This is a genomic window from Methyloversatilis sp. (assembly GCF_051861465.1).
GTDB lineage: Bacteria > Pseudomonadota > Gammaproteobacteria > Burkholderiales > Rhodocyclaceae > Methyloversatilis.
Genome location: NZ_JBHYCQ010000003.1, coordinates 112,696 through 133,410, shown reverse-complemented (window position 1 = coordinate 133,410; position 20,715 = coordinate 112,696). Strand labels below are relative to the sequence as shown.

Annotated in this window: 23 protein-coding genes; 10 read left to right on the top strand and 13 right to left on the bottom strand. The window is 66.9% G+C overall.

All coding sequences use genetic code 11. From position 1 onward, the window contains the following. Positions 1–17: 17 nt before the first annotated feature. The 4 genes from ACTIFF_RS05280 to def all read right to left on the bottom strand — a co-directional run bounded on the left by ACTIFF_RS05280 (position 18) and on the right by def (position 2,799). On the bottom strand, positions 18–407 hold the full coding sequence (locus ACTIFF_RS05280) for a DUF2237 family protein (protein WP_439535890.1): 390 nt from the start codon (positions 405–407) through the stop codon (positions 18–20). Between the two features lies 1 nt (position 408). Further along, positions 409–1,257: a zinc metalloprotease HtpX gene (gene htpX, locus ACTIFF_RS05275; RefSeq protein ID WP_439535889.1), complete on the bottom strand. Its 849-nt coding sequence runs from the start codon at positions 1,255–1,257 to the stop codon at positions 409–411. Between the two features lie 79 nt (positions 1,258–1,336). Then, positions 1,337–2,296: a methionyl-tRNA formyltransferase gene (gene fmt / locus ACTIFF_RS05270; protein ID WP_439535888.1), complete on the bottom strand. Its 960-nt coding sequence runs from the start codon at positions 2,294–2,296 to the stop codon at positions 1,337–1,339. Next, positions 2,296–2,799, bottom strand: coding sequence for a peptide deformylase (def, locus tag ACTIFF_RS05265; protein ID WP_439535887.1), 504 nt, complete (start codon positions 2,797–2,799; stop codon positions 2,296–2,298). Before def ends, fmt begins: the two co-directional genes overlap by 1 nt. 329 nt (positions 2,800–3,128) lie before the next feature. Between def and ACTIFF_RS05260 the strand changes: the two genes are divergently transcribed. From ACTIFF_RS05260 to ACTIFF_RS05245, 4 genes are all read left to right on the top strand, one after another. Next, positions 3,129–4,148: a LysM peptidoglycan-binding domain-containing protein gene (locus tag ACTIFF_RS05260; RefSeq protein WP_439535886.1), complete on the top strand. Its 1,020-nt coding sequence runs from the start codon at positions 3,129–3,131 to the stop codon at positions 4,146–4,148. A 29-nt stretch (positions 4,149–4,177) separates the two neighbouring features. Continuing rightward, positions 4,178–5,266, top strand: a complete 1,089-nt coding sequence (gene dprA, locus ACTIFF_RS05255) for a DNA-processing protein DprA (RefSeq protein WP_439535885.1) — start codon at positions 4,178–4,180, stop codon at positions 5,264–5,266. Positions 5,267–5,344: 78 nt separating this feature from the next. Beyond that, entirely contained in the window at positions 5,345–5,806 is a 462-nt protein-coding gene (locus tag ACTIFF_RS05250) for a DUF494 family protein (protein ID WP_306476275.1), read from the top strand. A 148-nt stretch (positions 5,807–5,954) separates the two neighbouring features. Next, positions 5,955–8,618, top strand: coding sequence for a DNA topoisomerase III (locus ACTIFF_RS05245; RefSeq protein ID WP_439535884.1), 2,664 nt, complete (start codon positions 5,955–5,957; stop codon positions 8,616–8,618). A gap of 168 nt (positions 8,619–8,786) precedes the next feature. On the opposite strand, the gene ACTIFF_RS05240 is transcribed toward ACTIFF_RS05245, so the two are convergent. Then, positions 8,787–8,930, bottom strand: coding sequence for an entericidin A/B family lipoprotein (locus ACTIFF_RS05240; RefSeq protein WP_069038830.1), 144 nt, complete (start codon positions 8,928–8,930; stop codon positions 8,787–8,789). Positions 8,931–8,983: 53 nt separating this feature from the next. Continuing rightward, positions 8,984–9,379 (bottom strand): hypothetical protein, encoded by a 396-nt coding sequence (locus ACTIFF_RS05235; protein ID WP_439535883.1) that lies wholly within the window; start codon positions 9,377–9,379, stop codon positions 8,984–8,986. Positions 9,380–9,559: 180 nt separating this feature from the next. Between ACTIFF_RS05235 and ACTIFF_RS05230 the strand changes: the two genes are divergently transcribed. The 6 genes from ACTIFF_RS05230 (at position 9,560) to ACTIFF_RS05205 (ending at position 15,279) form a co-directional block, all read left to right on the top strand. Continuing rightward, positions 9,560–10,138 carry an NnrU family protein gene (locus ACTIFF_RS05230; protein ID WP_439535882.1) on the top strand — a complete coding sequence of 193 codons (579 nt, stop codon included), beginning with the start codon at positions 9,560–9,562 and terminating at the stop codon, positions 10,136–10,138. Between the two features lie 10 nt (positions 10,139–10,148). Then, on the top strand, positions 10,149–10,577 hold the full coding sequence (locus ACTIFF_RS05225; RefSeq protein WP_439535881.1) for a PPC domain-containing DNA-binding protein: 429 nt from the start codon (positions 10,149–10,151) through the stop codon (positions 10,575–10,577). A gap of 327 nt (positions 10,578–10,904) precedes the next feature. Further along, positions 10,905–12,596: an ATP-binding domain-containing protein gene (locus ACTIFF_RS05220; RefSeq protein WP_439535880.1), complete on the top strand. Its 1,692-nt coding sequence runs from the start codon at positions 10,905–10,907 to the stop codon at positions 12,594–12,596. Between the two features lie 27 nt (positions 12,597–12,623). Beyond that, on the top strand, positions 12,624–13,625 hold the full coding sequence (locus ACTIFF_RS05215) for a FecCD family ABC transporter permease (RefSeq protein WP_439535879.1): 1,002 nt from the start codon (positions 12,624–12,626) through the stop codon (positions 13,623–13,625). Continuing rightward, positions 13,622–14,401 (top strand): ABC transporter ATP-binding protein, encoded by a 780-nt coding sequence (locus tag ACTIFF_RS05210; RefSeq protein ID WP_439535878.1) that lies wholly within the window; start codon positions 13,622–13,624, stop codon positions 14,399–14,401. Before ACTIFF_RS05215 ends, ACTIFF_RS05210 begins: the two co-directional genes overlap by 4 nt. Next, positions 14,398–15,279, top strand: a complete 882-nt coding sequence (locus ACTIFF_RS05205) for a cobalamin-binding protein (RefSeq protein ID WP_439535877.1) — start codon at positions 14,398–14,400, stop codon at positions 15,277–15,279. Before ACTIFF_RS05210 ends, ACTIFF_RS05205 begins: the two co-directional genes overlap by 4 nt. A 62-nt stretch (positions 15,280–15,341) precedes the next feature. Here the strand turns inward: ACTIFF_RS05205 and ACTIFF_RS05200 are convergent, their stop codons facing one another. The 7 genes from ACTIFF_RS05200 to ACTIFF_RS05170 all read right to left on the bottom strand — a co-directional run bounded on the left by ACTIFF_RS05200 (position 15,342) and on the right by ACTIFF_RS05170 (position 20,708). Beyond that, the gene (locus ACTIFF_RS05200) at positions 15,342–16,640 is read right to left on the bottom strand and encodes an AmpG family muropeptide MFS transporter (protein ID WP_439536088.1); all 1,299 of its coding nucleotides are present in this window, start codon (positions 16,638–16,640) and stop codon (positions 15,342–15,344) included. Positions 16,641–16,803: 163 nt separating this feature from the next. Beyond that, entirely contained in the window at positions 16,804–17,661 is an 858-nt protein-coding gene (locus ACTIFF_RS05195) for an HDOD domain-containing protein (RefSeq protein ID WP_439535876.1), read from the bottom strand. 111 nt (positions 17,662–17,772) lie between these two features. Further along, positions 17,773–18,075 carry a YqjK family protein gene (locus ACTIFF_RS05190; protein WP_439535875.1) on the bottom strand — a complete coding sequence of 101 codons (303 nt, stop codon included), beginning with the start codon at positions 18,073–18,075 and terminating at the stop codon, positions 17,773–17,775. After that, the gene (locus ACTIFF_RS05185; RefSeq protein ID WP_306476287.1) at positions 18,072–18,452 is read right to left on the bottom strand and encodes a phage holin family protein; all 381 of its coding nucleotides are present in this window, start codon (positions 18,450–18,452) and stop codon (positions 18,072–18,074) included. The genes ACTIFF_RS05190 and ACTIFF_RS05185 overlap by 4 nt, the downstream gene beginning before the upstream one ends. Before the next feature lie 5 nt (positions 18,453–18,457). Next, a complete protein-coding gene (locus tag ACTIFF_RS05180; protein ID WP_439535874.1) occupies positions 18,458–18,778 on the bottom strand; it encodes a DUF883 family protein in 321 nt (106 codons plus the stop codon). A 51-nt stretch (positions 18,779–18,829) separates the two neighbouring features. After that, positions 18,830–19,864 carry an SGNH/GDSL hydrolase family protein gene (locus ACTIFF_RS05175; protein ID WP_439535873.1) on the bottom strand — a complete coding sequence of 345 codons (1,035 nt, stop codon included), beginning with the start codon at positions 19,862–19,864 and terminating at the stop codon, positions 18,830–18,832. 49 nt (positions 19,865–19,913) lie between these two features. After that, positions 19,914–20,708 (bottom strand): exodeoxyribonuclease III, encoded by a 795-nt coding sequence (locus tag ACTIFF_RS05170; protein WP_439535872.1) that lies wholly within the window; start codon positions 20,706–20,708, stop codon positions 19,914–19,916. Positions 20,709–20,715 lie beyond the last annotated feature (7 nt).

The window sequence follows — 20,715 nt, the reverse complement described above, 5'->3', positions numbered from 1 at the left end:
GGGGGTGAACCGGATGATCAACCCGTCCAGGCGTGCTGGCGCAGCGCTTCGATCGACGCATAGCGCAACGCAGCCTCGTGCGTGGCGACCAGGATCACCTGCGGTGCCTGACCGGCGTCGAAGGCTTCCCGCCAGCGTGCGGCGCACAGGCACCAGCGGTCGCCCGCCCGCAGGCCGGGGAAGTCGTACTCCGGGCGCGGCGTCGACAGGTCGTTGCCACGCGCGCGGGAAAACACGAGGAAGTCGTCGGTCAGCACGGCACACACGGTGTGCGAGCCGAAATCGTTGTCGTCGGTGTTGCAGCAGCCGTCGCGGAAAAAACCGGTCAGCGGCTTGAACGAACAGGGCTCGAGCGGCCCGCCGAGCACGTTGCGGGCATTGCCGTCGGGCCGCCAGTCGCGATCCATGTCAGCGGGCCAGCGCGCGCAGGCGCGCCACGCGTTCCGCCGTTGCCGGGTGGGTGCTGAACAGGCCGCGCAGGCCGCCGCCCGAAAGGGGATTCATGATCATCATCTGGCCGGTCTCCGGGTGCGCTTCGGCGGTTGCCATGGGGATCCCCCGCGCGTAAGCGTCTATTTTAGTGAGTGCGTCGGCCAATGCATGCGGATCATTCGATATTTCCGCACCACCCCGGTCGGCCCCGAACTCGCGCGTGCGCGAGATCGCCATCTGGATCAGCATGGCAGCAATCGGCGCCAGCAGGGCAACAATGATGCCGACCACCGGATTGGCCGGACGGCCTTCCGCATCGCGGCTGCCGCCGAACAGCATGCCGAACTGCGCCAGCGCCGAGATGGCGCCGGACACCGTGGCCGAAATCGTCGAGATCAGGATGTCGCGGTTTTTCACGTGCGCCAGTTCGTGCGCCATCACGCCACGCAACTCGCGCGCGGACAGCATGCGGACGATGCCGGTGGTTGCCGCCACGGCTGCGTTTTCCGGGTTGCGGCCGGTTGCGAAGGCATTCGGTTGCGCTTCGTCGATCAGGTAGACGCGCGGCATCGGCAGTTCGGCCCGCTGCGCCAGTTCAGCCACCATGTTGTACAGATAGGGCGACGAGGCGGCGTCGACTTCGCGCGCGTTGTACATGCGCAGCACCATCTTGTCGGAAAACCAGTAGGCCCAGACATTCATCGCACCACCGAACAGCAGCGCGAGCAGCATGCCCTGCTGCCCGCCGATGGCCGCGCCGACGACGCCGAACAGCGCGACGATGCCGGCCATCAGGATCGAGGTTTTCAGCCAGTTGCCAAACATTGTGCTTTCCCGTCAGTGAAAATCGGACGCCATATAGATTGCGCGCAAAGCGGAAAATTCAAGCGCACCCGGCCGACGCTCAGCCGGGCAGTTGCGCGTGCTGGCCGGGCGCCAGAGGATGGCCGCGCAGGAATTCGGCCACCGGCAGCCTGCGCCCGCCGGGCTTCTGCAGTTCGGTGATGCACAGCGAGCCTTCGCCGCAGCCGATCACCACGCCGTGACCATCGACCTGGCTGATCAGGCCGGGCGTGCCCGGCCGGCCCAGCACCTCGGCCCGCCACAGCTTGATCGGCGTGCCCTCCACCGTCATCAGCCCGCCGGGGAAAGGATCGAAGGCGCGCAGCCGGCGACCCAGCTCGGGCGCCGGACGACGGAAGTCGAGCGCCGCTTCGTGCTTGCCGATCTTGGCGGCATAGCACGCGCCCGCCTCCGGCTGGGCGCGCGGCGCGATGCGGCCGGCCAGCAGGTCGGGCAAGGTGTCGATCAGCAGCCGCGCGCCGGCTTCGGCCAGCCGGTCGTGCAGCGAGGCAGCACTGTCAGTGTCCGTGATGTCGACCGCGCATTCGGCCAGCATCGGGCCGGTGTCCAGACCGATGTCCATCTGCATCAGCGTGATGCCGGTCCGGGCGTCGCCGGCTTCGATGGCGCGCTGTATCGGCGCGGCGCCACGCCAGCGCGGCAGCAGCGAAGCATGGATGTTGATGCAGCCGAGGCGCGGAAGGTCGAGCACGGCGTGCGGCAGCAGCAGGCCGTAGGCGACGACCACCAGCAGATCGGGCGCGGCCTCCGCGAGGGGCGCGCGCTGCTCCGGGGTCTTCAGCGTGTCGGGCTGGGCCACCGTCAGGCCGTGTGCCAGGGCACGTGCCTTCACCGGGCTGGGCGTGAGCTTCATGCCACGACCCGCCGGCCGGTCCGGCTGGGTCAGCACGAGCGGGATGTCGCAGTCGAAGCCGATCAGCGCGTCGAGCGCGCGGGCGGCGAATTCCGGGGTGCCGGCGAAGGCGATACGCGGCCGGTCCGTGGGGGTGCGCGGGGGCATCAGGCGCTTTCGCGGGCCTGCTTCGCGATGCGGTTCTTGATGCGGCTCTGCTTCAGTTGCGAGAGGTGGTCGACGAACACCTTGCCCTGCAGGTGATCCATTTCGTGCTGGATGCACACGGCAAGCAGGCCATGTGCCTCGATCTCGTGCTCGGCGCCGTCGAGCGAAAGCGTGATGACCCGGATGTGCTCCGAGCGCGTCACCTTCTCGTAGATGCCGGGCACCGACAGACACCCTTCCTCGTACACCTGCTCGCCATCGCGCTCGACGATGCGCGGGTTGATCAGCGTGATCAACCCGGTCTTGTCTTCACTGACGTCGATCACGATGACCTGCTTGTGCACATCGACCTGCGTCGCGGCCAGTCCGATCCCGGGTGCGGCGTACATCGTTTCCGCCATGTCGGCCGCCAGTCTGCGGGTGCTTTCGTCGACCCCCTGCACCGGCGACGCCTTCTTGCGCAGACGGGGATCGGGAAACTTCAGTATCGGAAGTAGTGCCATAAAAGTCGTGCTGATTTAATGGATTAGCAGTGAATTTTCATGCAGACTGTCATTAGTTGACGCAGCTTGCTACACTGATGCATGCCGATGGCCTGAGCCTTGCCTGCCGTCATGCGACGTGTGCCGCAATCCCTGATGCAACCCATGATTTCCGGAGGCGGACGCACGACATGCGCAGCTCAAGTCGCCGCGCACGCTGCCGTAGCAAACGCTTGAACCAATATCGAGAGGCAAACCCCCGGCCGGGTTCCGGCGGTGCAACACGAAACGTGGCGTCCATCCGTCCGTAACCGTTGTGCTACCGGCATCCGCCAGTGCGAGGCCACAACATGCGCAAGATTATATGCTCCCTGCTGGTCGCCCTTTCAAGCGTGACCGCCTTCGCCCAGTCAGACCGTGCGCCCGCAATCGCCAGCAACGCGCCTGACCGCCATGTCGTCAAGCCGGGCGACACGCTGTGGGGCATTGCCGGCGTGTTCCTGAAGGAGCCGTGGCGCTGGCCCGAGGTCTGGCGGATGAATCGCGAACAGATCCGCAACCCGCACCTGATCTATCCCGGGCAGATCGTCTATCTGGAAGATTTCAACGGCTCGCCTCGCCTGCGCGTCGGCCAGCCGGTCAAGCTGTCACCCAAGACCTACGAAGAAGCGGTACCCGAACCGATCGCCTCGATTCCGCACAAGGCCATCGAACCCTTCCTGACCAAGCCGATTGCGGTCGAAGCCAGTTTCAACGAAACGGCGCCGCGCATCGTCGGCACGCAGGAAGGCCGTGTCTATCTCAGCGCGGGCGATGTCGCCTACGTGACCGGCGTGACCGACAACCAGTCGCTGTGGCACGTCTATCGGCCGGCCGCGCCGATCCGCGATCCGGAAACCAAGGCCGTGCTGGGCTTCGAGGCCGAATACCTCGGCGATGCGCGGCTGACGCGCGAAGGCGACCCGGCGACCTTTGAAGTCGAATCAGCACAATTCGAAATGGGCAAGGGCGACCGGCTGATCCCGGCCCCACCGGCTGAACTGGTCGCCTACGTGCCGCGAGCCCCCGAAAAGGACATCGAAGGCAGCGTGGCGCGCATCGTCGGCGGCGTGGCGTCGGCCGGACGTCACAACGTGGTGCTGCTGAACCGCGGCGCGAATGATGGCGTCGAGGTCGGCCACGTGTTCGCTGCCTTCGTCGCCGGCAAACAGGTCACCGAGCGCCGCGACCAGCAGATCAATACCTTCCAGATGCCGGACGAGCGCTCGGGCGTGGTGTTCGTGTTCCGGGTGTTCGACACCATTTCCTACGCGCTGGTGATGGATGCCAAGCGCCCGATCGCCGTCGGCGACCGCGTCCGCAAGCCCTGAGCACCGTCGGCTCGATTGCGCGATCGCCGGTGGAGCCCGTATCGGACGCATCGCTCGCAGCCTGGCTCAGGCTCACGCTGACACGCGGACTCGGACTGGAGGCGCAGCGCCGTCTGCTGTCGTCGTTCGGTCCGCCGGAGCGGGTGTTCGCTGCGTCCGGCCCGGCGATCGCGGCAGCGGTGGGCGACAAGGCGGCGCGCCTGCTGGCCGCTTTCGATGACGATGCAGCGATCGCCCGTACGCTCGACTGGGCGCGCCAGCCCGGCAACCACCTCGTGACGCTGGCCGACGCCGCGTATCCGCAAGCCCTGCTCGAGATCCCCGATCCCCCGACGTTGCTGTATGTGAAGGGCCGCGTCGAGCTGCTGAACCAGCGTGCGCTGGCCATCGTCGGCGCACGCAATGCAACGGCGCAGGGCGCGCAGACGGCCGAACAATTTGCGCGCGAGCTGTCGCGCGGCGGCCTGACCATCGTCAGCGGCCTCGCGCTGGGCTGTGACGCCGCCGCTCACCACGGCGCCCTCGACGGACCGGGTTCGACCATTGCCGTGATCGGCACCGGTGCCGACCGCATCTACCCGCCGCGCAACCAGGATCTTGCGCGCCGCGTGGCGACGCATGGCGCCGTGGTCAGCGAATTCCCGCTCGGCACGCCGGCGCTCCGGGAAAACTTTCCGCGCCGCAACCGCATCATTTCTGGCCTGTCACGCGGCGTGCTGGTGGTCGAGGCGGCCGCGCGCAGCGGCACGCTGATCACCGCCCGTCTGGCCGGCGACCAGGGGCGCGAAGTGTTCGCGATTCCCGGCTCGATCCACTCGCCGCTGTCCAAGGGCTGCCATCAGCTGATCCGCCAGGGGGCCAAACTGGTGGATGACGCACGCGACATCCTGTCCGAGTTGCAGCCCGAGGTGGCACCGACCGCAGCCGCCTCCCCGGCACCGGTCACCGACGAATCATCGGGGCTGCTCGATGCAATGGGCTTCGATCCGGTCGGAATCGACCTGCTCGCGCAACATACCGGCTTGACGGCAGACACCCTCTCCGCCATGCTGTTTTCGCTGGAACTCCAAAGCCGGGTCGCGTTGCTGCCCGACGGGCGATTCCAGCGCATCAGGTGATACGGTTCGGGTCTGCCCGAGCCGGGTGACAAACCGCCGGCGGGCTTTACCGCCAACCGGCACGCGCGGAGCCGAATCATGATCGACGTTCTGGTCTATCTTTTCGAAACTTACGCGCATCTGGACAGTTATCCCGAGCCCAACCAGCTCGCTCGCAAGCTCACGGCTGCCGGTTTCGAGCAGGACGAAATCGAGGAGGCCATGGGCTGGCTGTCCGGTCTTGAAAGCGCCGGTGGCGCCGACAAGCCGCTGATTGCCGAAGAAAGCCGCTCCATCCGGCTGTACTCGGCCGCGGAGCAATCGCGGCTCGACACGGAATGCCGCGGCTTCCTGTCCTTCCTCGAAGATGCCGGCGCGATCAACGCCCTGACCCGCGAAATCGTGGTCGAGCGTGCGCTGGCGCTGGAGGACGACGAAGTGTCGCTGAGTCAGCTCAAGGTGATCGTGCTGATGGTGTTGTGGAACCAGCAGGCGACCACCGACACGCTGGTCCTCGAGGAGCTGCTGTCCGACGAAGACGAGCCGCGCGCCCCGCATTGATCCGGCGCGCGACGCGGCGGGCACGGCAAGCTCCCGCGTATTCGCTTGCCTGTTCGGAATTTTTGTCCCTATCATGCGCCGCTTTCACGCCGCTTGATCCGGCGCGCACCCGGTGCGCCGCAGTCGGCGATCGGGTCATCGGGCAGGCATGGGCAAAAAACTGATCATCGCGGAAAAGCCGTCGGTCGCGCAGGACATCGCGCGCTCCGTCGGCGGGTTCACGCGCGAAGGTGACTACTTCGAAAGCGACGACTACGTGTTGTCGTCCGCAGTCGGCCATCTGCTGGAACTGGCCGTGCCCGAGGAATACGAGGTCAAGCGCGGCAAGTGGTCGTTTGCCCACCTTCCGGTCATCCCGCCCCGTTTCACGCTCAACCCGATCGACAAGACCGCCGAGCGACTTCGCCTGCTGACCCGGCTGATCAAGCGCAAGGATGTCGACAGCCTCGTGAATGCCTGTGACGCGGGTCGCGAGGGCGAGCTGATTTTCAATTACATCGTCGAGCACAGCAAATCGACCAAGCCGATCGAACGCCTGTGGCTGCAGTCGATGACCACGACGGCGATCCGCGACGGCTTCGTGAAGCTGCGCAGCGCGCAGGAGGTCGAAGGTCTGCGTCAGGCCGCGATGTCGCGCGCCGAAAGCGACTGGCTCATCGGCATCAACGGCACGCGCGCGATGACCGCGTTCAACTCGAAGACCGGTGGATTCCACCTGACGACGGTCGGCCGGGTGCAGACGCCGACATTGGCCATCGTCGTGCGGCGCGAGGAAGAAATCCGTCGCTTCAAGTCGCGCGACTACTGGGAAATCGAAGGTCGTTTCGGCGCCGTGGCCGGTGAGTACACCGGCCGCTGGATCGACGAGAAATTCAAGCGGCCGGAAGGCGACGAGCACGCCCGCGCCGAGCGCGTGTGGGACGAGGCGAAAGCGCGTGCCATCCAGGCCAAATGCGCCGGCAAGACCGGTACCGTCGAGGAAGAAGCCAAGCCATCGACCCAGCTGTCGCCGCTGCTGTACGACCTGACGTCGCTGCAGCGCGAGGCCAATGGACGGTTCGGCTTTTCTGCCCGCGTCACGCTGCAGATCGCGCAGGCGCTGTACGAAAAGCACAAGGTGCTGACCTATCCGCGTACCGATGCGCGCGCGTTGCCGGAAGACTATCTGCCGACGGTCACCGACGTGCTGGCACGCCTGCCGCAGACCTACGCGCCGCATGCCAACGAAATCGTGAAGCACGGCTGGGTGAAGCCGAACAAGCGCATCTTCAACAACGCCAAGATTTCCGATCACTTCGCCATCATTCCGACCGGCACCGAGCCGAAGTCGCTGTCCGAGGCCGAAGCGAAGATCTACGACTTGGTGACACGCCGTTTCCTCGCGGTGTTCTTTCCGGCGGCCGAATACCAGATCACCACCCGGATCACCCGCGTCGAAGGCGAAGCCTTCAAGACCGAGGGCAAGGTGCTGGTGAATGCCGGCTGGCTCGCCGTGTATGGCAAGGAAGCGGCCCTGGTCGATGACGAAGCCAAGGCCAAGGGCGAAACCGTTGCGGCCAGTCTGGTACCGGTCAAGCCGGGCGAGACGGTCAAGGTCGAAGACATGCTGGTCAAGGCGCAGCAGACGCGCCCGCCGGCGCGCTACTCGGAAGCGACGCTGCTGTCCGCGATGGAAGGCGCCGGCAAGACCATCGACGACGAAGAGCTGCGCGCCGCGATGGCCGGGCGTGGTCTGGGCACACCGGCCACCCGCGCGCAGATCATCGAGAACCTGATCCTCGAGAGTTACATGCTGCGCGAAGGTCGAGAGCTGATTCCGACCGCCAAGGGTTTCCAGCTGATGATTGCGCTGCGCGGCCTGAAGATCGACGAACTCAGTTCGCCCGAACTGACCGGCGAGTGGGAGTACAAGCTGTCGCAGATCGAGCGCGGCGAGCTGTCGCGCGAAGCCTTCATGGGCGAGATCGCCGACATGACGCAGCGCATCGTGCATCAGGCGAAGAGCTACGAAAGCGACACCATTCCGGGCGATTTCGCGACGCTGGAAGAAAAGTGCCCGCGCTGTGGCGGCGTGGTGAAGGAAAACTACAAGAAATTCCAGTGCCAGAGCTGCGACTTCGCGCTGTGGAAGATCGTCGCCAGCCGTCAGTTCGAAACGCACGAAATCGACACCCTGCTGCGCGACCATCAGGTCGGACCGCTGACCGGCTTCCGCAACAAGATGGGCCGGCCATTCAATGCGCTGATCAAGCTCAACGACAAGATGGAGCCGGAGTTCGACTTCGGCCAGCCGCGCGATGACGAAAATGCCGAGCCGGTCGATTTCTCGTCGCAGACACCGCTCGGCGCCTGCCCGAAGTGCGCGGCGAAGGTGTACGAACAGCCGATGTCCTACCTCTGCGAAAAGGCGGTCGGTCCGGAAAAGTCGTGCGACTTCCGCTCGGGCAAGATCATCCTGCAGCAGCCGATCGAACCGGAACAGATGCAGAAGCTGCTGGAGGCCGGTCGCACCGATCTGCTGAAGGGTTTCGTGTCGTCGCGCACCAAGCGCAAGTTCTCGGCCTTCCTGGTGCGTCAGCCGGACGGCAAGGTGGGCTTTGAATTCGAGCCGCGCGCGGTCAAGCCCAAGGCCGGGGCGAAGGAGGCCAAGGCGGCAGCGCCGGGCGCCGACGTGGCGGAGAGCGAATCGCCTGCCGGAGCGGCGGTGAAGAAGGCAGTCGCAAGAAAGGCTGCCCCGGGCAAGACCGCAGCGAAAAAGACCGCGCCGAAAAAAGCTGCGCCGAAGAAGGCCGCTGCGAAAAAACCGGCCTGACGGAAGCAGCCTGACGGCGGGGTTCGCTTCTTCGCCGATGTGCTGCGCCCGGCGCATCCGGTCGCGTGATGTCAGGTGTTTGCGGGCCGGCCGAGTGATCGGTGGCGGCCAAAAAAATGCCCGACTCGAGGCCTGAGTCGGGCGAAGCGGGAAGGGTGAAGCGCGGTACTACATCTTCTTCTGCACGTCGCGTGCGGTGTCCTGCACCGCCTCGCCACCGGACTCGATGTCCTTGCCGGCACCGGCAATCGTGTTGCAGCCCGCCAGTGCAAGACCGGCACTCAGAATAAGTATCGTCATCAGCTTGTTCATGCTTGTCTCCGTTGGGAAAGTGGGTGCTGCGTTCAAAAACCTGGCCTTGTCTTTCAGATCGTGCTGCGCAACTGCGATACGGCGGGCAGGATTTCACCGTCATCGTCGCCCGCAGCCGCATCATCCTCTGTATCGGGCGTCAACATCAGACCGTCGTCCACCGCCTGCAGACGGTAGGCAGGCACCGCCAGACGCAGGCCGGCGTTGCCCGAGCGCGACACGCGCACCATGGCGTAACGCGCGCTGCGTTCGCCGTGGCGCCCGGACACGGTCTGCTCGACCACGCCCAGTGTGACGCCGTCGGTGTCGAACACCTCCCGTCCGTCAAGCTTCGACAGTGCAGATGCGCTGTCGAGTGCAGCCGTGCCACGCCCCATCTGGAACGCGGTCAGCAGTGCCGCGCTCAGCAGGGCGCCACACAGCGCCGACATCAGCAATCGAATCGTCATGATGCGTTTCTCCGTCTGCATGACACGACTGCAGTATGCGCAGCGGCCACGGCGCCGCCTGTCGTCCGCCCGGCGGGGTGGCTGTAGGACGATTCCCGCATCGACGCAGGTGCGCACGGCCCGTCTCGGGTACGCTCGCGCTCTGATCCTTGCTCTGACCCCTCTCGTGGAGAAAATGTGATGGCTATGCTGGTACTCGGTCTGGTGTTGCTGCTCGGCGTCCACTCGACTCGGCTGATTGCGCCGGGCCTGCGCGACGCGGGTGTCGCGCGCCTCGGTCTGCTGCCGTGGAAAATCCTTTATGCGGTGCTGTCGCTGATCGGCCTGGTGCTGATCGTGCAAGGCTATGGCGAAGCGCGCATGGCGCCGACGCTGCTGTGGGCACCGCCGGTGTGGACGCGCCACCTGGCCGCGCTGCTCACGCTGCCGGCCTTCGTGCTGATGGCCTGTGCCTATGTGCCGGGCACACGCATCCGCGCAAAACTCGGCCATCCGATGGTGGCGGGCGTGAAGATCTGGGCGTTCGCCCACCTGATCGCCAACGGTACGCTGGCCGACCTGCTGCTGTTCGGCAGCTTTCTGGTGTGGTCGGTCGTCATGTTCGCCACGCTGCGCCGGCGCGACCGTGCAGCCGGTCTGCGACGCCCGGCGGGCAGTGCATCACGCGATGCAATCGCCATCGTCGCCGGTATCGCGGGCTGGGCGGTGTTCGCCGGCTGGCTGCATCTTGCGCTGATCGGCGTGAAGCCTTTCGGCTGAACGTGCGGCCATGATCACCCTGCACATCGAGCGGCTGCGCCCGGGCGATGATCTGCGGCGCAGCCTGGAAGCCGTCGCGCGCCGGCAGGACATCGGCGCCGCGTTCGTACTGTCGGCGGTGGGCAGCCTGGCGCCCGCCATGCTGCGTCTGGCGGGTCGCGACGCGGCCACCGTCATCGACGGCGACAGCGAGCTGCTGACGCTGTCCGGAACGGTGAGCCGGCACGGTGTCCATCTGCACATGATGGTGGCTGACGCCGACGGGCGCGTCACCGGTGGTCACCTGGTGGCGGGCAGCATCGTGCGCACGACGATGGAACTGGTGCTCGGCATCGCCACCGGATGGGACATCCGGCGCGAGATCGACCCGGCAACCGGTCACGAGGAAATGGTGGCCGAGAACCTGCACGAACTGCTCGGCGCCCGTGGCCCCGATTGAGCACGCTGCCTGCAAATGAGGCGTCGTGCCCACATCCTTGCTGGCGGCGGCGCTGCCCTCGCCATACAGCTTTCGCCCACAGCCTTGTCCACAGAAACTGTGGATGGACTGAGTCGCCCGGCGGCGCGAGCGGCCGCATCAATTGTCCGCACTCTGCCTCATTAATGAGCAACCCTATTGACACCGTTGCGGCGTGCGGCGCTCCGGCCGGTGTTACCGCGTGATGACGCATCTTGTCCACAGATACTGTGGATAACCGGCGTGTGCCGCACGGTGATCGGCGCACGCCGTGTAAGCTCGCACCGATCTGACGACAGGACGCAACTCGTGGCAAAGGTGGTACCCGATGGCTGGCGCGAAATGGATGGCGGCAACGACGCCGGCGACGCCATCCGTCCGGGCGCCGCAGCAGAGCGCGAACGCGCCACGCTGGCGCTGCTCGAACGCGCACTGCCGGCGGCCTACACCGTCTATCACGGCGTGCACTGGACGCGTCTCGATCAGGGTTTCTCGATCTATGGCGACATCGACTTCGTGATCGTCAATGCCGCCGGCAACCTGCTCGCCATCGAACAGCGCAGCGGCTATCTGGAGGAAGGTCCGCACGGCCTGCTGACCCGTCACCGCGGACGAGACCGCAACGTCGCGGTCGGCATCGCGCGCTCGCGCCACGCCCTGCACACCCGTCTGGCATCCCGTCTGGGCGGCACCGATGCCGCACTGCCCAGTCTCGAATACCTGCTGTACTGCCCCGATCACTTCGTGCGTCAGGCACATACCGCCGGCATCGAGCCCGAACGCATTGTCGATGCGGCGCTGCGCGACACGCTGGCGGCGCGCATCCAGTCGATTCTTCCGCCGGGCGAACACGGCGCACGCGCGGCCGAAGTGCATCGTTTCCTGCGCGACGAAATCAAGCTCGAAGCCGACGTCAGCGCGCGCATGGGCATCGCGCGCGAGCGCGTGACCCGGGTTGCCGGCGGCCTGTCGCAGTGGGCGCGCGCGCTCGACTTCACACCCTACCGGCTGCGCGTCGTCGGCACAGCCGGCTCCGGCAAGACGCAACTTGCGCTCGCCGAGTACCGGGCGGCTGTCGAAACCGGCCTGCGCCCGCTGTATGTCTGCTTCAACCGGCCGCTGGCCGATCACCTCGCGCGCATCGCGCCCGAAGGCGGGCTGGCGTGCACCTTCCACCACCTGTGCGAGCGCGTACTGGCCGAGCACGGCGAGCGGCCCGACTACGCACGCCCCGACGCATTCGACGCGCTGATCGCGCGCGCCGGCGAACTCGACGTGCCGGACGCGCTGCGCTTCGACACGGTCATCGTCGACGAAGGTCAGGACTTTTCCGCCGACTGGGCGACCCGGCTGTGGCGCCATGCCGCCGACGAGGCACGCCTGATCTGGCTGGAAGATCCGATGCAGAACCTGTATGGCCGTACGCCGATCGATCTTCCCGGCTGGGTGACGCTGCGCGCGCGCAGCAATTTCCGCAGCCCGCGTCCGGTCGTGCACATGCTGCAGACGCTGCTGCAGGACGTGCTGCCCGAGGCCGCGCAGATCGAGGCGGCGTCGCCGTTCGATGCCGACGACGTCGAGCGGCTGGTGTATGACGCCGGGCATCCGCTGACCCAGCGCGTCAAGGAGGCGATCCGCCTGTGCTTCGCTGCCGGCTTTCGCGCCGAAGATGTCGCCATCGTCAGCTGGCGTGGCCGCGAACAGTCGGAACTGCTGCGCCACGACCGGCTCGGCGCCAACGCGCTGCGCAGCTTCACCGGCCAGTTCGACCTGCTCGGCCAGCCGGAGTATTCAGAAGGTGATGTGCTGATCGAATCGGTCTACCGGTTCAAGGGTCAGTCGGCGCCGGCGGTCATCCTCGCCGAAGTCGACTTCGATGCGCTGGACGAGCGCACGCTGCGCAAGCTGTTCGTCGGCGCCACACGCGCCATGATGAAGCTGGTACTGGTGGTCAGCGAACGTGCCGGGCGCACGCTCGACGAACGCCTTGGGCGGGGCTAGCGACACATGTCGATCCCTGCTGACGCCATGCAGCCCCCCGCGTCCGTGCGCACCCGCGCGCCGCGCCGCCGCACCCTGGCGCTGCCGCTGCTCGCCGTCGGCCTGTTGCTGTCAATCGCGCTGTCGCTGTCGCTCGGCAGCGTGCCGGTCAGCCTTGCGCAGCTGTGGCAGATCGCGACCGGCGGCGATGCCGGGGTGGCCGGCGACGTGGTGCTCGGCCTGCGACTGCCACGCGTGCTGGCGGCGGCCGCCTGCGGCGGACTGCTCGCGATGGCCGGCGCGCTGATGCAGGTGCTGCTGCGCAATCCGCTGGCCGACCCTTACGTGCTCGGCATTTCCGGCGGCGCCTCGGTCGGTGCGCTGCTGGCCATGACGGCCGGGCTGGCCGGTGCGCTGTTCGAACTGTCCGCCTTTGCCGGCGCGCTGGCTGCGATGGCGCTGGTGTTCGGGCTGGCCCATGGCGAGGGCGGGCGCACGCCGACCCGGCTCCTGCTGACCGGCGTCATCGTGTCGGCGGGTTGCGGCGCGGCGGTGTCCTTCATGCTCACCGTGGCGAACGAGCAGTCGCTGCGCGGCATGCTGTTCTGGCTGATGGGCGACGCCGGTGTGGCCGCGCCGCCCGCGGCTGCGCTGTGGGTGCTGGCCATCGGCGTGCTGGTGTGCCTGCCGCTGGCGCGTGACCTGAACCTGCTGGCACGCGGCGACCTCACCGCGCAGACGCTCGGCGTACCGGTGCTGCGCCTGCGCCTGGCGATCTATCTGATCGCGTCGGCGCTGACCGCCGTCGCGGTGACCACGGTCGGCGCGGTCGGCTTTGTCGGTCTGGTCGTGCCGCACCTGATGCGGCTGGCGCTCGGCAACGACCAGCGCCTGCTGCTGCCGACCAGTGCGCTGGCTGGCGCCCTGCTGCTGCTGCTGGCCGATACCGCGGCGCGCACCCTCATCGCGCCGGCGCAACTGCCGGTCGGCGTGCTGACGGCGCTGCTCGGCGTGCCGGTGTTCCTGTTCCTGCTGCATCGCCGTCAATGAGCACCGCCCCGCCCCTGCTCGTCGCGCGCGGTGTCAGCGTCGGCATCGACGGACGCACCTTGTGCGCCGCGCTTGACCTCGACATCCGGCCGGGTGAAATGCTCGCCGTCATCGGCCGCAACGGCATCGGCAAGTCCACCGTGCTGAGCACGCTGGCCGGGCTGCGCGCACCGCTTGCCGGCACGCTGACGCTCGACGGCGTACCGATCGCGTCGATGGCGCCGCGCGCGCTGGCGTGCCGGCGCGCGCTGCTGCCGCAGTCGCACGAAGACGCCTTCGCGTCGACCGTGCTCGACACCGTGCTGGTCGGCCGTCACCCGCACATCGGCCGCTGGTCGGACGACAGCGCCCACGACGTGCAGGTCGCGTTCGACGCGATGGGCCGCGTATCGCTCACCGGCTTCGAGGCACGCGATGTGCGCACGCTGTCCGGCGGCGAACGACAGCGTGTGGCCATCGCCGCACTGCTGGCGCAGGACGCGCCGCTGTGCCTGCTCGACGAGCCGGTCACCCATCTCGACCTCGACTACCAGATGGACACGCTGTCGCTGTTCGCCGGCATGGCGCACGACGAAGGACGCGCCGTGGTGGCCGTGCTGCACGATCTCAATCAGGTGCTGCGTTTCTGCGACCGCGTGCTGCTGCTGACCGGCGGCGGCGAGTGGGTGTGCGGAGCGGTCGACGCGGTGCTGCAGCCGGATACGCTGTCCCGCGCGTTCTGCCACCCGCTGCGCGAGCTGCGCGACGGTGAGCGTCGCTATTTCGTGCCGGCATGATGCGTCCGGCCTGGCTGCTGATCGGACTGATGCTTGCCGCAACGCCGGCACGCGCCGCCGTCAGCGTCACCGACGACGCCGGACGCCGCGTCGTGCTGCCGGCCCCCGCGCAGCGCATCGTCAGTCTCGCGCCGCACGTGACCGAACTGCTGTACGCCGCCGGCGCAGGTGCGAAGCTGGTCGGCGCGGTGGAGTACAGCGATTTTCCGCCGGCGGCGCAGGCGCTGCCACGGGTCGGCAGTTCCAGCGCCGTCGACATCGAGGCGGTCGCCGCGCTGAAGCCCGATCTGGTCATCGCCTGGCAGAGCAGCACCCGCGCCGCGCAATACGGTCAGCTCGACCGGCTGGGCATTCCGGTTTTCGTCAGCGAACCGCGCTCGCTGGATGACATCCCGCGCACGCTCGAACTGCTCGGCCGGCTCGCCGGTACGTCGCAGGTCGCGGAGGCCGCGGCGCTCGACTTCCGCACACGACGCGACAGGCTGGCCGCCCGCTACGCGTCCCGCCCGCCGGTCGGCGTGTTCTACCAGATCTGGGACCGGCCGCCGATGACGGTCAATGGCGAGCATCTGATCAGCGCCGTGATGGCGCTGTGCGGCGGACGCAATGTGTTTGCCGATCTGGCCATCCTCGCGCCAACGGTGACCGAAGAGGCGGTGCTGGCCGCCGCACCCGAGGTCATCGTCGCCAGCGGCATGGCCGATGGGCGCCCCGAGTGGCTGGACGCGTGGCGGCGCTGGCGCAGCCTGCCGGCCGTTGCCCGGGACAATCTGTATTTCATTCCGCCGGAACGGCTGCAGCGCAATACGCCGCGCGTTCTCGACGGCGCGGCGCAACTGTGCGAACAGCTGGAACAGGCGCGCGCGAAGCGACGCTGAACATCCGCAAGCGATCGCGCAAAGCGTCGGGCACCCGGAAACAGGCGCCGCCTTGACCCTTGCTACCTGCCCCGTTCCGCCCGCGCCGCCAGCCAGACCAGCGCCAGCACCGGCACGCCGAGCAGCGCGGTGCCGGTGAAGAAGAACTCGTAACCGCGCGCGTCCACCACCACGCCGGAAAAGCCGGCGATGAATTTGGGCAGCAGCAGCATCAGCGAACTGAACAACGCGTACTGCGTGGCCGAGTACGCCACATTGGTCAGCCCTGACAGATAGGCCACGAAGGCGGACGACGCAATGCCGGCCGACAGGTTGTCGGCCGAGATCGCGAAGATGAGGCCGCTCACGTCATGGCCGCGACCGGCCAGCCAGACGAACAGCAGATTGGTGACCGACGACAGCAGCGCACCCAGAAACAGCGTCTTCATGACGCCGATGCGGGCAGTCAGCACACCGCCGATCACCGCACCGGCGATGGTCATGCCCACGCCGTACACCTTGGCGACCGTCGCCACCTCATCCTTCGTGTAGCCCATGTCGACATAGAAAGCGTTGGCCATGATGCCCATGACCACGTCGGAAATGCGGTAGGTGCCGATCAGGGCCAGCAGCAGCACGGCCTGCCAGCGGTAGCGGCGGATGAAGTCGAGCAGTGGCGACAGCGCGGCGCCGTGCAGCCAAGCCGCCAGCCGCAGCAGCGGGCCGTGCAGGCCTTCGCGCACCAGCCAGTCGCGGGCGCGCGCCTCGCGCTGCACGGTTTCGGCCGACACCACCACCTCGGGCTCGCGGATCAGCAGCGTGGTCACCACGCCGACCGACATGCTGGCCGCCATCACCAGGTAGGCAAAGCGCCAGGGCGCGTGCTCATAGACCAGCTCGGTGGCATCGACCGAGGCCGCCAGCCACAGCACACCGGCGGAGGCGACGATCATCGCGATGCGGTAGCCGCCCTGGTAGGTCGCTGCCATCGCGCCCTGCAGCCGCTGCTCGACCGCCTCGATGCGGTAGGCATCGAGCGCGATGTCCTGCGTCGCCGACGCAAACGCAACGGCCAGCGCGCAGTACGCCATGCGGCTCAGGTTTTCCGCCGGATCGGTTGCCGCCATGCCGAGCAACGCCAGCGCAATGGTGAGCTGCGACGCCAGCAGCCAACTGCGACGACGACCGAGCAGACCGGTCAGCAGCGGCAGCGGCAGGCGGTCGACCAGCGGCGACCACATCCACTTGAAGGCATAGGCGAGGCCGATCCAGCTGAAATAGCCGATGGTCGAGCGATCGATGCCCGCCTCACGCAGCCAGTACGACAACGAGCCGAGCACCAGGATCAGCGGCAGACCGGCGGAAAAGCCGAGAAACAGCATGCCGGCGACGCGTGGGTGGGCATAGACCTTCAGACTGTCGAGCCAGCCGGCATCAGTGGAGTGCGGGGTCACGGGCGAGGCACAGGTGCGGGGCGGGAACAAGGCCGGAAGATACCAGCCCCACCGACCGACCGCGCGACTGCGCCGGTCCAACAGCCGCGGGTCAGGCGTATTCCGGGAAGAACAGGCCCATGACCGCCGCCATCGAACTGCCTGCCTCGGCGCATGCGCCTTCGAAGGCCTGCGGTTCCAGCCGGGTCATGTGCCACGCCTCGGGGACGACGGTGGCCACGATCCGGGCCGAATCGAGCAGTTCGGCGTCCTCACCCACCGCGCGGCGCGCAAAGTGCAGCAGGCAGGCTTCGAATTCATGCGGCGCACCGCGTGCCGGATCGATCTGCGCACCGATCGCCGTCGAAAAGCTGGTCGGCAGTTGCCATGCCCGCAGCAGTTCGGCACCGACGGCGGCGTAGTCGCATCCGATCAGCGCACGTTCAATCTGTTCGGGGGGTACCTCTGCCGCGCGGCTTTCCAGCAGCGCCGCCTCGGCCAGCTGCGGTACGTGCATGTACATCACCATGTGGCCGATGTCGGCCAGCAGACCGCCGACGAACAGACGTTCGGCATCGAGCAGCCCACAGCTCTTGGCGGCCGCGCGCGCCAGCAGCCCGCGCATCGCGGACGCGCGCCAGAAGCGTGCGACATCCATGCGCTCGGGGCGCATGCCGGAGAAGACTGCGGTGACCGTGGTGGCCAGAACGATGTCGTGCACCTGCTGCATGCCAAGGACGCTGACCGCGCGCGACATGGTTTCCACCTTGCCGGGAAAGCCGTAGAACACGCTGTTGACGACGCGCAGCACACGCATCGTGATGCCGGGATCCGCCACCACCACCTTCGCGAGGTCGAGTACCGAGCCTTCCGGGTCGTCGAACACCTGTTTCACGCGGTGGTAGATGGCCGGCAGGGTCACCAGCTCTGTCGTGCGCTGCGCCAGTTCCTGTGCGGTATGGGAGGACATGTCGGATGTCGGAACGATGGCAGTGAGCTGAATTCGGCAATCTTGCCGAAAACTTGAGTTACCGGCGCTGATCCGGGGCCCGCCGGCCGGCAATTCCGATCCGGGCGCGGATCACGATCGCCGGCTGCCGGACCCCAGCCTGTGCTGCACCTGCTGCAGCAGGCGCCAGCCACCCCACAGCCTCAGGCCCCAGCGCCAGACGCGACGCGGCCGCAGCAGGAAGATGCCGACCGCTGCCGCGGCGATGACCTCAGGATGTAGCCGCACCCACTGCACACCATCGCGCACCGAGTCGCCAAAGCGCAATGCCGGTGACAGCGCGGCCGATTGTTCCACCGCAATGCCGCGCAGCAGACGGGAACGCTCGAGCAGCCGCTCGCGCGCCAGAGCAAGGCGCATGCGTTGCGGGTTCATGGGCGCAGGCTGTCGCGGTCGCGTTTCAACTCGTCGAGCGACGACGCAAACAGACGCGTGCCCTCTGCCATGCGCGCCCGCGCGACGACCGCGGCAAGCACACCGAGCGTGATGAACAGTGTGGAAAACAGCGTCAGCGCCAGCAGGCGGTGACTGTCCCACAGAAGAACCGTCAGAAGCACCGCCACAAAGGCGATGCCGAAGGTCAGGAAGGCGATGGCCAGGGCGCCATACACCAGCAATTCGGTCAGACGCAGCGCTTCATCGCGCGCCTCGACCGTGATCAACTCCAGCCTGACATGAACAAGTTCGATCAGGCTGGAGAAGAAGCCCTTCAGCGATACCGCGAGACGCTCGGGCCGTTGCGATTCCGACATCGCGCTCAGCGACGACCGATCAGGAGCCCGATCAGCAAGCCGGCACCCGCCGCAACGCCGATCGCCTTCCACGGATGATCGTGCACGTAGTCATCGGTGACGCGTGCCACTTCGCGCGACTTTTCCTTCAGCGCGGCTTCGGCGTCGGCCAGCTTGTGGCGCGCGGCCGTCAGGTTCTCCTGCATGCGCACACGCAGTTCGCCGACTTTTTCGCCCGCCTGGTTGGCCGTCACCTTGAGCAGTTCTTCGGCGTCGGCGATCACCACCTTCAGGTCCGCGATCAGCTTTTCCTTGGTGACGGTTGATTGATCGATGAGTTCGGACATTGATGTTCTCCTTGTTGAATGGGGTGCCTCGAAAGACACGAAGTTAACCCCTTAAGTTGCCTCATGCAACGCGCCTGTGTGGGCCTGCACCCTTGAAGCACGTAGGCGACCGGCTACGCCGATCAGGCCAAGACCGGCCAGCAGCATGGCCCAGGTCTGCGCCTCGGGCACCGGCGCGAGCGCGGATGCGAAGGCGGACGCGACCTGCTGGTGAGCTGCCGTGGTGATGTGCACACCATCCCAGAACAGATATCCGGCACCGTTGCCGTCGACGCAGGACACGCTTTCGATGCAGGCGTCCGTCGCGTTCGTGAAGCCGAACGCTGCCGGATCGGCATTGGCCGCGGTGGTCAGTGCGAAGGTGTCGGCGGTGAAGAAGTTCGCGTCCGGCAGCGCAGCGTCGAGATCGGCCAGCAGATCGGCCAGTGCGGCATTGTGTCCAAGCGATATCTGCGTGGCCACCAGCGAAATGAAGGGATCGTCATCGGCCAGTTCGGGCACCAGCCCGAGATTGGGCAGGTTCGGGATCAGGAAATTCTTTGCACCTGCGGCATACAGCGTGGTGACCGAGCTGTAGAGATTGCCGATGGCGTTCGTCACGTAGTCCGCGGGATCGACCGAACCCGGTGTCGCTTCGGACAGCATGAAGTAATCGTTCGGGCCGGCCCAGATGAAGTACAAACCGCTCGCACTGGCGGTTCCGCCGCTGCCGCCCAGGTAGCCATTGACCTGCGCCACGACGCCGGTGCCGTTGAAGAAGTTCGGCGGAAACACCGACTCGTCGTCATCGATGAAATTGTCCGAACCGCCGCCGACCGGTGTGCCGGTACGGGCGCCCGCCACGGCAAAGTTCGACAGTCCGGCGCCGAGCGTGTCGGCCAGGTACTCGACCGCCGTGATGCCGTTCGACAACCGCCCCCCGAAGTAGGGAAGGGGCGGATAGAGGTTTCCGGTCAGTGCGTAGAGATTCCCGTCATCCGACAGACTGTCGCCGAAGGCGTAGATGCGGTCGTACGCCGAAGCCGGCAGCGGCAGGGCGAATGGTGCGGTCAGCAGGGCGAACAGCACGACACGGCTTGTCTTCATGAAGCACTCCTGTGATGAACGGAAATCCCGATGGCTCGAGGCAGAAAGGTCAGGGCAGACTGACATCGTAGTCGACAATCAACGGCGCATGATCGCTGAATCTATGGTCCTTGAAGACCCGCGCTGCGCGGGCCTTCGCGGCGATTCCCGGGGTCGCGATCTGGTAGTCGATGCGCCATCCGACATTGTTTGCGCGCGCCTGGCCGCGGTTGCTCCACCAGGTGTAGCAGTCCTCGGTGGCGTCGGGGTGCAGGCTGCGATAGACATCGACCCAGCCGCCCTGCCCGAGCAGGGCACTCATCCACGCCCGCTCCTCGGGCAGGAAGCCTGAATTCTTCAGATTCCCCTTCCAGTTCTTCAGGTCGATTTCCCGGTGCGCGATGTTCCAGTCGCCACAGATGACGATTTCCCGGCCGCTGGCGCGCAGCGCCGCCAGATGCGGCACAAAGGCGTCGAGGAAGCGGAATTTCGCCTCCTGCCGCTCCGGTGCGCTGGAGCCGGACGGCAGATAGAGCGAAATGACCGTCAGATCACCGAAGTCGGCTTCCACGTAGCGGCCTTCGTCGTCGAATTCCTGCACGCCGAAGCCGGTGATCACACGCGAAGGCGCGCGCCGCGAGTAAATCCCCACGCCGCTGTACCCCTTCTTCAGCGCGTAGTGGAAATGGCCGGGCAGACCGCCGAGGGCGGCGGGCGCGCGCATCGCATCGTCGAGATCGGCCGCCTGCGCCTTCAGCTCCTGTACCGCCAGCACGTCCGGCGATTCGCCCGCCAGCCAGGTCCACACACCCTTTGTCGTGGCCGAGCGGATACCGTTGAGGTTGAGCGACACGATACGTAACATGGCCGGT